The 12,900-nt window shown below is 66.5% G+C and carries 7 protein-coding genes and 2 tRNA genes; all 9 read right to left on the minus strand.

Annotated elements, in window-relative coordinates; all coding sequences use genetic code 11:
- Position 1: 1 nt before the first annotated feature.
- Positions 2 to 74 (minus strand) — tRNA-Ala (locus AWB89_RS24245).
- 151 nt (positions 75 to 225) lie between these two features.
- Positions 226 to 299, minus strand: a tRNA-Ile gene (locus AWB89_RS24250).
- A 66-nt stretch (positions 300 to 365) separates the two neighbouring features.
- The gene (locus tag AWB89_RS24255; protein ID WP_085177076.1) at positions 366 to 1,238 is read right to left on the minus strand and encodes a DUF3566 domain-containing protein; all 873 of its coding nucleotides are present in this window, start codon (positions 1,236 to 1,238) and stop codon (positions 366 to 368) included.
- A 78-nt stretch (positions 1,239 to 1,316) separates the two neighbouring features.
- Positions 1,317 to 5,087, minus strand: coding sequence for an intein-containing DNA gyrase subunit A (gene gyrA / locus AWB89_RS24260; protein WP_085104546.1), 3,771 nt, complete (start codon positions 5,085 to 5,087; stop codon positions 1,317 to 1,319).
- Positions 5,088 to 5,125: 38 nt separating this feature from the next.
- Entirely contained in the window at positions 5,126 to 7,159 is a 2,034-nt protein-coding gene (gene gyrB / locus AWB89_RS24265; RefSeq protein WP_085177078.1) for a DNA topoisomerase (ATP-hydrolyzing) subunit B, read from the minus strand.
- A 253-nt stretch (positions 7,160 to 7,412) separates the two neighbouring features.
- Positions 7,413 to 7,967: a DUF721 family protein gene (locus tag AWB89_RS24270; RefSeq protein WP_085104550.1), complete on the minus strand. Its 555-nt coding sequence runs from the start codon at positions 7,965 to 7,967 to the stop codon at positions 7,413 to 7,415.
- Positions 7,964 to 9,121, minus strand: coding sequence for a DNA replication/repair protein RecF (gene recF, locus AWB89_RS24275; RefSeq protein WP_085177080.1), 1,158 nt, complete (start codon positions 9,119 to 9,121; stop codon positions 7,964 to 7,966). Before recF ends, AWB89_RS24270 begins: the two co-directional genes overlap by 4 nt.
- The gene (gene dnaN, locus AWB89_RS24280; protein WP_085177082.1) at positions 9,122 to 10,321 is read right to left on the minus strand and encodes a DNA polymerase III subunit beta; all 1,200 of its coding nucleotides are present in this window, start codon (positions 10,319 to 10,321) and stop codon (positions 9,122 to 9,124) included.
- A 471-nt stretch (positions 10,322 to 10,792) separates the two neighbouring features.
- Positions 10,793 to 12,343 carry a chromosomal replication initiator protein DnaA gene (dnaA, locus tag AWB89_RS24285; protein ID WP_085104556.1) on the minus strand — a complete coding sequence of 517 codons (1,551 nt, stop codon included), beginning with the start codon at positions 12,341 to 12,343 and terminating at the stop codon, positions 10,793 to 10,795.
- Positions 12,344 to 12,900 lie beyond the last annotated feature (557 nt).

A 12,900-nucleotide genomic window follows, 5' to 3' on the forward strand; every position in this document is an offset into this window, starting at 1 on the left:
GTGGAGCCTAGGGGAATCGAACCCCTGACACCCGCCTTGCAAAGGCGGTGCTCTACCAACTGAGCTAAGGCCCCTCATCGTGGCTCGGCGGGTGATCGGGTGGGTCAGCCACCGCCACGTGCCAGACCTCGACCCCGCGCCGTGACCGCACCACCGCCGCCGCTACAGCGACCAGCGCCAGCGGCAATGCAAGTCTCACGCAACGTCTGGACGGGCACATGGTTGTGGGCCTGGGAGGACTCGAACCTCCGACCTCTTCGTTATCAGCGAAGCGCTCTAACCGCCTGAGCTACAGGCCCTTACTCGCGTACGGCCGAGCGACGAGATTACCGCAATCGCCGCCCCACCCACAAAATCACATCCCGCTAGTCGCGATCCGCCAGCGTGACCTCGATGCCGCCGATCAAATCGGTCGCCAGGTTGTACACGAACGCGGCGATGGTCGCCATCGCCGTCAGCAGCACGATGTTCACCAGACCGATCAGCACGGCGCCGCCGAAGATGGTGCCGCTCGAAACGAGTTCGCCGCTGCTGCCGCTGGTGTTGTTCAGCAGGTCGCCGACGTTGCTGTTCAACTTGGCCCACACGCCCATGCCGCCGAGCACGAGGTACAGGAACGCGACCGCGATCATCCACACGAAGAACAGGGCCACCGACAGCAGCAGCGACACCTTCAACGTGCTCCACGGATCGATCCGGCGGATCTGCATGCTGGCCCGGACCGGGCCGCGGGAACGCCGCGACACCTGGATCCGATTTTCGCGGCCCTCGCGGTTCTCCCGGCTTTCGGCCGTCGCCGTCCGGGCCGACTGCGTTGAGGAGCCCGGCGCCTCCGCGCTGCGCTCCGGTGCGGGTTTGCGTTGCGGCGGCCGTGGGAGCGGCCCGGACAGATCCGGCAGCTCGCTGGCGTAGGCCTCGGCCGGCGGGCCGTCACCCCGCGCCGGCGCGGCATCGAACTCGTACGGCGGGTGCTTCGGGCGGGCGGCCGCGCCGCCGCCCGGCGCGGCGGTGCCGAAGATGACGCGGTTCGTGCGCGCCTCGGCACCCGCGGGCGAGCCCCCCGGTCGCGGCCCGGCCTGCGGTTCGGGCTCGCGCGCCGCGTGCGATGGCCGAGTGGAACCCTGCAGCCCACCCGCCTGCGCGGGCGCCGCACGGTGTGCACCGGCACGCTCGACCGAACGGTCGCCATTGAGGCCGTCGCCCTTGTCGGGGGCGCCCGGCTCGTTCGGTGAGGTCACCCCGACTCCTTAGGACTCTTGCGATGGCCGCCTGCGCGGTGGCTGTTGGATTATGTCTGGTCGGACCGAGTTTAAGCCTTACGACTCCTCGGCGCCCTCGGCCTCTTCGACGGCTTCGTCCGCGGCTTCCTCGGCGTTGCGCGCGATGGCCAACAGCGTGTTGTCCTCGCCGAGGTTCATCAGCCGCACGCCCTTGGTCTGCCGTCCCGCTTTGCGAACCTGGCGGGCCGCCGTGCGGATGACGCCCCCGCCGGAGGTAATGGCGTACAGCTCGCTGTCGTCGTCGACGATCAGCGCACCCACCAGCCTGCCACGGCGACGGTCGTACTGGACGGTCAGCACGCCCTTCCCGCCGCGGCCCTGCACCGGGTACTCCTCGATCGCGGTGCGCTTGGCGTAACCGCCGGACGTGGCGACCAGCAGATACGTGCCCTCGCGGATCACGTTCAGCGACAGCAGGTAGTCGTCGGCGTTGAACCGCATGCCCTGGACCCCGGAGGTCGCCCGGCCCATCGGCCGGAGCGCCTCGTCGGTCGCCGAGAACCGGATGGACTGCCCGTTGGCGGAGACCAGCAGCAGGTCGTCCTCGGAGGAGCACAGCACCGCGCCGACCAGCTCGTCGCTGTCCCGCAGGTTGATCGCCACGATCCCGCCGGAACGGTTGGAGTCGAAGTCGGTCAGCTTGGTCTTCTTGACCAGCCCGTTGCGCGTCGCCAACACCAGGTAGGGGGCGTCCTCGTAGCTGCGGATCTGGATGACCTGCGCGATGCGCTCCTCGGGCTGGAAGGCCAGCAGGTTGGCCACGTGCTGGCCCCGCGCGGTCCGCGAGGCCTCCGGCAGCTCGTAGGCCTTGGCCCGATATACCCGGCCCTGCGTGGTGAAGAACAGGATCCAGTCGTGGGTGGACGACACGAAGAAGTGCGCGACGATGTCGTCCTGCTTGAGGCCGGCACCCTGCACGCCCTTGCCGCCGCGTTTCTGGCTGCGGTACAGGTCGGTCTTCGTCCGCTTGGCGTAGCCGGTCTCGGTGATGGTGACGACGACGTCCTCGCGGGCGATGAGGTCCTCGTCGCTGACTTCGCCGTCGGCCGCCACGATCCGGGTGCGACGGTCGTCGCCGTGCTTGTCGACGATCTCGGCGAGTTCGTCGCGCACGATCGCGCGCTGGCGCTCCGGTTTGGCCAGGATATCTTCCAGGTCGGCGATCTCGGCCTCGATCTTGGCCAGGTCGTCGATGATGCGCTGGCGCTCCAGGGCCGCCAGCCGCCGCAGCTGCATGTCCAGGATCGCCTGGGCCTGGATCTCGTCGATGTCGAGCAGCTCGATCAGGCCGGCGCGGGCGATGTCGACGGTTTCCGACGCCCGGATCAAGGCGATGACCTCGTCCAGCGCGTCGAGCGCCTTGACCAGACCGCGCAGGATGTGGGCCCGTTCGTTGGCCTTGCGCAGCCGGTAGGTGGTGCGGCGGACGATGACGTCGAGCTGGTGCGCGACGTAGTGGCGGATCATCTGGTCGAGTCGCAGGGTGCGCGGCACCCCGTCGACGATGGCCAGCATGTTGGCGCCGAAGCTGGTCTGCAGCTGGGTGTGCTTGTAGAGGTTGTTCAGCACCACCTTGGCCACCGCGTCACGCTTGAGCTCAACGACGATGCGCAGGCCGACCCGGTCGCTGGATTGGTCTTCGATGTTGGCGATCCCGGCGAGCCTGCCGTCGCGGACCTGCTCGGCGATCGAGGTGATGAAGTTGTCGTGGTTGACCTGATACGGCAACTCGGTGATCACCAAAGACGAACGGCCCCTGGCTTCTTCGACTTCCACCACGCCGCGCATCCGGATGGAGCCGCGGCCCGTCTTGTAGGCGTCGCTGATGCCCTGCGAGCCGACGATGAGGCCGGAGGTGGGGAAGTCGGGGCCCTTGACCCGTTCCATGACGGCGGCCAGCGTCGCCTCCTCGTCGGCCTCGTGGTTTTCCAGGCACCAGAAGACCGCCTCGGCGAGCTCGCGCAGGTTGTGCGGCGGGATGTTGGTCGCCATGCCGACCGCGATACCGCCCGAACCATTGGCCAGCAGGTTGGGGAACCGGCTGGGCAGCACCGTCGGTTCCTGCACCCGGCCGTCGTAGTTCGGGATGAAATCGACTGTCTCCTCATCGATTTCGCGCAGCATCTCCATCGCGAGCGGGGTCAGGCGCGCCTCGGTGTTGTGGCTGACGAAGCCGTTCGTCAGGAAAGCGTGGTCGTCGGTGTCGACGCGGAGGCTGTAGACGGGTTGCACCCCAGCCTCGGTCACCGAAGCCACCCGCGCGTAGTAGAACCGCCCATCGGTGAGTTCGGTCGCGATGGCTCGGACGTCGGGATCGGCGATGTGCGCCAAGATCTCGTCGGCGCGGGTCCGCCAGCGTTGGATGCGGTCCACGTTGTGGCGATTAAGCCAGTCGCGGTCGACCCACCGGCTGCCCGCGTGCTTGCGGATGAACGCGGCCAATCCAGGAACGTGGTCGGTGTCCATGCCGGCACACGTCGGCATGGCGGCAAGGATCTCCGTCAGCTTGGCTTGCTTGGCACCCCCGAAACCGACTTGGGTTGCAAACAGTTCGGCTTGAGCGCGGTTGGTGATGACCACCTTGTGCTCGCCGACTTTAAACCGATACCGCTTCGAGACGACGCCGAACTCGAGCAGCATCTGCTGAACGTCAGCGGCCAGCCGCTCACTGCGCGTCGAGTAAGAAATTTGAATCGTGTTGCGCGGCAACGCGGAGCACGATCCGTCGCCCTCGAAGAGTGCCTGGAGGAAGGCGCGCTTAACCGCGGCCGGCGACTGCCACAGCCAATCGGGAATCTCCTTCGCCGCCGACCGAAGTCCGCTGAGCCCCCCCAGCCGGGACTTTTTCAACTCGGTGAGATTGTGGATATCGAGCTCGTGCAGTGTCGAGCCCGACGCGATGGTCCGCGAAGAGATGTAACGTCGGCCGCCGACGACCGCGTCGTAGGCGCCGGCAACCATGTTGAAGTAGTCCCGGTCGCAGTTGTTGAATCCGGCGCGCGTCTCGGACACGAAGCCTTCGCTGATGAAGGCACCCAGCAGGAGTGCTTCCATCACGTCGCGCCATTCCGCAGGCCCGAACTCGACGGGCGGCGTCCGCTGTAACACGACGTAGTCGTCGGAGCGAATCTCTTCGATCAGCTTCCACAGCAACGTCGGGACGCCCGCAACGTGCACCAAGCACAGCAACGGGTGGTTCGCGGTGCCGGTGACCTCATAGCCCTCGGCCGTGCGCACCGTGTAGGTCTGATGCTCACCCGAGTGGAACAGGCAATTCGCGGCAACCGGGTTGCCGTGCCGATCCAGGACCTTCAGCTCGACCGCGTTGTCCGAATTCGGCCGTGCGCCCGGAACGACGCCACCGATCCGTACCGACTGCCCGAAGGGCATCCGGACCAACGCATCCGCAGTCAGGCAGTATCTCATCGCCGCTGGCGGATCGTTGCCCGGCGAACCGAAGTTGCCCTGCCCGTCGACGAGCGGATAGCGCAGCGACCACGGCTGGGCCATGCGCACCAACGTGTCGTAGATCGACGCGTCGCCGTGCGGGTGGTAGTTACCCATCGTCTCGGCCACCGACCGCGCCGACTTGGCGTGGCTGCGATCCGGGCGGAACCCGGAGTCGTACATGGCGTAGAGCACGCGGCGGTGCACCGGCTTGAGGCCGTCGCGGACCTCGGGCAGCGCCCGGCCCACGATCACGCTCATCGCGTAATCGATGTAGCTGCGCTGCATCTCCTGCTGGATGTCGACCGGTTCGATGCGGTCGCCGGCCTCGTCGCCGGGTGGCAGCGTGGTGTCAGTCATCTATTCCTCGTTTGTTCGGGGTATGGGTGTCTGACCGATCAGACATCCAGGAAGCGAACGTCCTTGGCGTTGCGGGTGATAAAGCTGCGGCGCGCGTCGACGTCCTCGCCCATCAGGATCGAGAACAGCTCGTCGGCGGCCGCCGCGTCGTCCAGCGTGACTTGGCGCAACACCCGCACGGACGGGTCCATCGTGGTCTCCCACAACTCCTTGGCGTCCATCTCGCCCAGACCCTTGTAGCGCTGGATGCCGTCTTCCTTGTTGATCTTCTTGCCGGCCTTCAGCCCGGCCTCCAACAGGCCGTCGCGCTCCCGGTCGGAGTAGGCGAACTCCGGATCGCTGCGCTGCCACTTCAACTTGTACAGCGGCGGCTGCGCCAAGAACACGTGCCCGTTCTCGATCAGCGGGCGCATGAACCGGAACAACAACGTCAGCAGCAGCGTCGAAATGTGTTGGCCGTCAACGTCGGCGTCGGCCATCAGCACGATCTTGTGGTAACGCAGCTTGCTGAGGTCGAACTCGTCGTGGATCCCCGTGCCGAGCGCGGTGATGATCGCCTGGACTTCGGTGTTTTTCAGGACCCGGTCGATCCGCGCCTTCTCGACGTTGATGATCTTGCCGCGCAACGGAAGGATGGCCTGGAACATCGAGTCGCGGCCGCTCTTGGCCGAGCCGCCGGCCGAATCGCCCTCGACCACATACAGTTCGGACTTGCGCGGGTCGGTGGAGCGGCAGTCGGCGAGCTTGCCCGGCAGACCGCCGAGGTCGGTGGCGCTCTTGCGGCGCACCAGCTCGCGCGCCTTGCGCGCCGCGATGCGCGCCTGGGCCGACGAGACCGCCTTGTTCACAACCGTTTTCGCCTCGGACGGGTTGGCCTCGAACCAGTGGGTGAGCTGTTCGTTGCACACCTTCTGCACGAAGGACTTGACCTCGGTGTTGCCCAGCTTGGTCTTGGTCTGCCCCTCGAACTGCGGCTCACTGACCTTGACGGAGATGACCGCGGCCAGGCCCTCGCGGATGTCGTCGCCGGTGAGGTTGGCGTCTTTCTCCTTGAGCAGCTTCTTGTCTTTGGCGTACTTGTTCACCACCGAGGTCAGCGCGCTGCGGAAACCCTCCTCGTGCGTGCCGCCCTCGTGGGTGTTGATGGTGTTGGCGAAGGTGTGCACCGACTCCGAATAGCCGCCGTTCCACTGCATCGCGATTTCGACCTCGTGGCCGGTGCCTTTCCCGTCGAAGTCGATCACGCTCTGCTGGATCGGGCTCTTGGTGCGGTTGATGTGCTTGACGAAGTCCACCAGTCCGCCGGGGTAGTGGAAGGTGCGGCGCTTGACCTTGTGCGGCGCGGTCGACTCGGCCGCCTTTTCCTCGGCGGTCTTCGGCGCGTCGGCCGTGTCGCTGACGACCTCTTCGACGACCTCGTCCTGCTCCACCCGCTCGTCGGTGAGGTTGATGGTCAGACCCTTGTTCAGGAACGCCATCTCCTGCAGCCGGCGGGCCACCGTCTCGAAGTCGTAGTGGGTGGTTTCAAAGATGTCCGGGTCCGCCCAGAACCGGATGGTGGTTCCGGTCTTCTTGGTGGCCTCGCCTTGCTTGAGGGTCCCGGGAACGGCGTGGTCGTAGAACTGCGACCACTCGTGGCCGTCGCGCTTGATGTCGACCTCGAGCCGGGTGGACAGCGCGTTGACCACCGAGACGCCGACGCCGTGCAAGCCGCCGCTGACGTTGTAGCCGCTGTTCTCGCCGCCGAACTTGCCGCCGGCGTGCAGTTGCGTCATGACCACGTCGACGGTCGGGGCGCCGGTCGCGTGCATCGCCACGGGAATGCCGCGGCCGTTGTCGGCGACTTCCACGCCGCCGTCGTCGAGTAGCCGCACGTCGACTTGCGTGGCATAACCGGCCATCGCCTCGTCCACCGAGTTGTCGACGACCTCCCAGATGAGGTGGTGTAAACCACGCTCACCGGTGGAGCCGATGTACATGCCCGGGCGTTTGCGGACGGCCTCCAGCCCTTCGAGCACGGTGATGGATGAAGCGCCGTATCCTTCTTGAGGCTTCTTCTTCTGGGCAGCCACGGTCGGAATGCTCTCCTTGGGGTTTCATGCGGGCGGTTCGGTCACCGCGACAGTCGCACCCCACCACTCTACCGTGAAGGACCCCCAGCACCGATTCTCTGGGCGCGTTTCTACCCAGCTAACCGCGCCGTGCACACGATTTCCGCGTAACAGGCGCGTCCCGACGTGCGTTATGTAAGTCCGTCCCGTTCTGGCGGCTCTCAGGCGCCTGTTGATCAAGGCGCAACTGGGGACTATTTGTGCCTCGAATGCCTCAGCCGTAGGTGTCGCGGGGTCCCCGCCCGGCGATGTGCCGGGGGCCCTTGCGCCACGACGGCGCGGCGGGCCCGGTGATTTTCAGCGAGGTCACCACGCCGTTGCCGACCGCCGCGGCGATCTTGGCCAAGAGCTGCGCCTGGATCATCCGCAGCTGGGTCGCCCAGGCCGTCGATTCCGCCGTCACACTGAGCACACCCTCGCTCAGCGCCGTCGGGGTCGCATGGTCGGCGATCTGGTGGCCCACCACCGACGCCCAATGACCCAACACCGTGCCCTCGGCGACGTGCGTCGCCCAGCCGCGCTTTTTCGCCAGGTCGCGCGCCAGCCGGCCCAGCGGTTGCGGATCTCTCCCGTCGGGCCCCGGGCCCGACCAGCTGCGCCGCTGGCCCCCCGCGCGCCGCGGCACAGCCGGAGCCGACCGGCCGCGGCCGGCGTCCTTGCCCTGGGCGCGCGCGGCGGCGCGCGCCTCCTCGAGCGTGCGCCGCACCAAATCGATCCCGGTCAACCCGCCCAATCGGTCGACGCCTTCCCCGTCTCCAGTGCCGGTCATGGCCGCACCTCCGACATTCGGCCCGAGTCGTCGTCGCGCATATCGATATGCACCCGCCTAGCGTCCCAGTCCGCCGGGATGTCTTCCACCACCGCCGCGGTCACCAACACCTGCTCGGCCGACTCGGCCACCGCAGCCAGGGCGCGACGGCGTGCGGCGTCGAGTTCGGCGAACACGTCGTCGAGCAACAACACCGGCTCGGTGCCGTCGGCGCGCAGCAACTCATACGCCGCCAACCGCAGCGAGACCGCGAACGACCACGATTCCCCGTGGCTGGCAAAGCCTTTGGCGGGTTGGTCGCCGAGCCGCAATTCGAGGTCGTCGCGATGCGGACCCACCAGACACATGCCCCGTTCGATTTCGGCATCGCGGCGCGCCGACAGCGCGGCCAGCAAGGCGGCTTCCAGGAATTCGCGGTCGTTACCGTCGAAGTCGCGCGCGTTGTGCTCGCCGAGGCTTGCGCGGTACGCGACCGATGCGGGCCGCGATCCCGGTGCCACCAACTGGTAGGCCTTCTCCACTTCCGGCGCCAGCTGGTTCACCAGGTCGATCCGGGCGGCCATCAGCTCCGCGCCGTGCTCGGCCAGCCGGCTGTCCCACACGTCGAGGGTGTCCAGGGCGCCTCGGTCGCCCCGATACCGGGCGCCGGCCAGGGACTTCAACAGCGCCGTGCGCTGCCGCAGCACCTTGTCGTAGTCAGCGCGCACGCCGGCGATCGCGGGCCGGCGCACCGTCGCCAGGTCGTCGAGGTAGCGGCGCCGATCCGACGGGTCGCCGCGCACCAAGGCCAGGTCCTCGGGAGCAAACAGCACCGCGCGCAACACACCGACCACCTCGCGCGTGCTGCGCACCGGCGACCGATTCAGCCGCGCCTTGTTGGCCCGGCCCGCCGCGATCTCCAGGTCGATCGCGCATTCCCGGCCCTCGTTGACGATGATCGTCGAAATCACGGCGCGCTCGGCGCCGGCCCGGATCAGCGGCGCGTCGGTTCCGACCCGATGCGAACCCAAGGTAGTCGAATACCACAGCGCCTCAACGAGATTCGTCTTGCCGAACCCGTTGGGTCCGACGAACACCGTCCGGCCCGGCTGCAATTCGAGGTCGGCCTGCGCCCAGGACCGGAAATCACGCAGTCCCAAATGCCGGACGTACACCTATCCGGGCAACCGAACGGGCATCAGCAAGTACACGTAATCCGTTGGCAAGGCGGCGAACGGGCCGCTGCCGCTGGGGGCGGTGTCGTCGCTGGAAGCCGGCCGCAGCAACGCGGGCTTGCCCGGCGTCGTGAAACCGAACGACACCCGCTCCGAATGCACCGACGCGAGCCCGTCGGTGAGGTACGTCGGGTTGAAGGCGATGGTCAGCGGTTCGCCGACGAAGTCGACCTGAAGGTCCTCTTCGGCCCGACCGACGTCATCGGCGCCCGCGGAAAGCCGCAGCGATCCCTCGGAGAATTCCATCCGCACCTGCGCGCCCCGGTCGGCGACCAGGGCCACGAGCTTGATGGCCTCGGTCAGCTCGGCGACGTTGATGGTCGCGACGGCCGTGTGCTCGGCCGGCAACAGCTGCCGAAACTTGGGGAACTCCGCGTCCAGCAGCCGCGTGGTGCTGCGCTTGCCGTTACCGCTGATGCCCAGCAATCCGTCCTTGCCGACACCCGCGCCGGCGCCGAGCGATAGTTGCACTTCCGACCCGTCCGCGCCGGCTTTGGCCGCTTCGGCGAGCGTCTTGGCCGGCACCAACACCGCCGCCTCGATGTCGGGCGACAACGCCGACCACGTCAGCTCCCGAACCGCCAGCCTGAACCTGTCGGTCGCGGCCAAAACCACGGTGTCGCCCGAAATCTCAACCCGGATCCCGGTCAGCATGGGCAGCGTGTCATCCCGGCCGGCGGCGATGGCGACCTGACCGATCGCCTCCGCGAACAGTTCCGCCGGCAGCGTCCCGGTTCCTTCCGGCAGCGCGGGCAGCGTCGGGTAGTCCTCCACCGGCATCGTCGGCAAGGAGAAGCGGGCGCTTCCGCACGTCAGCGCGACCCGGTTGCCGTCCACATAGAAATCCACCGGCTTGTTCGGCAGCGCCCGGGTGATGTCCGACAACAACCTTCCGGACACCAAAACGCTTCCCGGAGAAGCTATTTCGGCCGCAACCTGGGCCTCCGCGGAGACCTCGTAGTCAAACCCGGAAATGGTCAGTCCCTCGTCGGAACCGGACAACAACACCCCGGACAGCACCGGCACCGCCGGCCTGGTCGGCAGATTCTTCGCCACCCACGACACCGCGTCGGCGAAAGACTCTCGCACCAGACGAAACTTCAAGTCGGTGAGGCCAGCTGTTGTCGTCGCCGCGTCCATAGCGTCCCTTTACCTGCCGAGTGTTCGAAAAATCAAAGTGGCTAGCCGCCCGTCGCTAGCGGTCGCTGAACAACCGTAGATCGTCTGCGTCCATCTTGAAAGCTAATCGCACCGGCCGACAAACGGCGTCATCGACGCGGGCTGTGGCACCACGGCGACGAGCGTCCCCAACGCTGTACTTCAAAGAACAAACTACGGAGAGATCTCAGTACTAGTAATAAGGACTGTGCAATCTGGGGACAGCCGGACTTTGTCGCAGCTAGGCGCGCGGTGTGGCTGTGGATGACGCGGTTGATAACTGTGTGTGCGGCCGCGCGGGGTTGGGGATCGCCGTCGGGTGTGGACGCAAATGTCATTGCTGCACCGGTGTTTGGACGGTTTGTGCACAGCGCTACCCACACCGCAGCGGTGTGACGGCTGTGACAGGCGAGTGAGAAGTTTTTTGAAAAAAAGTTGGCAGAACGGCCGAAATCAGCGCTTGGAGCGCTGCCGGATGCGGGTGGTGAGTTCCTTGACGTGATCGAAGACCTCACGGCGCTCGGCCATCTCGGACAAGATCTTTCGTTGCGCGTACATGACCGTGGTGTGGTCGCGGCCGAACGCCTGGCCGATCTTGGGCAGCGACAGGTCGGTCAGCTCACGGCACAGGTACATCGCGATTTGGCGCGACTGGGCCAGCGCCCGGGTCTTGCCGGGGCCACGCAACTCCTCGACCGTGGTGTCGAAGTACTCGGCCGTGGCGGCCATGATGGTGGCAGCGCTGATCTGCATGGTGCTGGCGTCGGCGATGAGGTCGCGAAGGACAATCTCCGCCAACGCCTTGTCGATCGGGGTCTTGTTCAACGACGCGAACGCCGTCACCCGGATCAGCGCCCCCTCGAGCTCGCGGATGTTGCGTTCGATGCTGCTGGCGATCAGCTCGAGGACGTCGTCGGGTACGGCCAGCCGTTCCATCTGTGCCTTCTTGCGCAGGATGGCGATGCGGGTCTCGAGTTCCGGGGGCTGCACGTCGGTGATCAGGCCCCACTCGAACCGGGTCCTCAGCCGGTCTTCGAGGGTGGCGAGTTGCTTGGGCGGCCGGTCCGACGAGATGACGATCTGTTTGTTGGCGTTGTGCAACGTGTTGAACGTATGGAAGAACTCCTCCTGGATACCTTCCTTGCCCTCGATGAACTGGATGTCGTCCACCAGCAAGACGTCGACGTCGCGGTAACTGCGTTTGAACGCGACCTTGCGGTCGTCGCGCAGCGAGTTGATGAAGTCGTTGGTGAATTCCTCGGTCGAGACGTACTTGACGCGCATGCCGGGGAACAGCCGCTGCGCGTAGTTGCCGGCGGCGTGCAGCAGGTGGGTCTTGCCCAGGCCGGATTCGCCCCAGATGAACAGGGGGTTGTAGGCGCGGGCCGGGGCCTCGGCGATGGCCAGGGCCGCGGCGTGCGCGAACCGGTTGGAGGCGCCGATGACGAAGGTGTCGAAGGTGTATCGGCGGTTGAGGCTGGTGCCGCCGGCGATCGCCGGGTCGGCCGCGTGGGGACGTTCGGTGAAGTAGTTCGGCCAGCTCTGCTCGGCGACGATCTCGCCGTTTTCGTCACCCTCGTCGACGTCGAGCGACATGTCGATGACGGAATCGTCGGCCTGGGCGGGGGAGTGGTCTTCCAGGCCGGGCGGGAAGGACTCGCCCGCGGTGAAGGCCGCGTCGTCGGCGTCGTCCGCGGGCGGGGCGATGCGCACCCCGAGTTGGATTTGCTGTCCGAGCCGGCGGCTCAGGGCGTCGGTGATCGGGGCACGCAGGTGGCGTTCGATCTCGTTCTGCACGAAGCTGCTCGGCACCGACAACAGGGCAAATCCCTCGACGATGGTGAGCGGCTGAACGAGGTTCAGCCACGCCCGTTGCTGGGGGGTCAGGGGGGTGGCCAGGGCCGTGCGATTGGTGGCCATTCCTTCCGAGGCGGACTCGCCGTTGAGCTCGGAGACGACCGCGTTCCAAACTGTTGTGAATCCTGAACCGGGGTCATCGGTCAACGACGTAATCTCCCTGGTTCTCGCAGATCCCGGGTCGAGGGGCAGCCACGCTTGGTGACGAAACAACTGTCCACATAGTTATACACAGGTGTGGACAGGAAGATGGTAAACGAGCCGCAGCCTACCGGCGACGGCCCGTGATCTCCGCGCTGATGACAACCCGGGTGGGTCGTCTAGACAGCTAGTCGATCCGCCATCCTCGCTTCGTCGTCGAGCGCCGCTCCACTCTGAAACGGCATTGCCCGAAGCTAACAGTTTTCCGTTCGGCTGCCAACAGTTCTGCTGCATTCCAATCGGCCTCTTTAGGGTCATCTGGGCCCCGTTTGTCGCTTGTGGTCCTATGGTGCCGCAAGCACGTCTGCGAGAACTTACGTTTTCGCGGATGTGTGAGTTGGGTCCGTTGCGGGAGACCAAGTTTGACCCAGCGAATCCGCGTCAGTACCCTCAAACAGTCGCCCGAAAGTCGGCGATACGGCTGCGACCCGGACGAAGCTCGGGGACCGCGCCGGCCAGCAGCAAGACCCACCTCCGGCCGCCTCGCGGACGAATGCGGCCGG

Source organism: Mycobacterium paraense (assembly GCF_002101815.1).
Taxonomy (GTDB): domain Bacteria; phylum Actinomycetota; class Actinomycetes; order Mycobacteriales; family Mycobacteriaceae; genus Mycobacterium; species Mycobacterium paraense.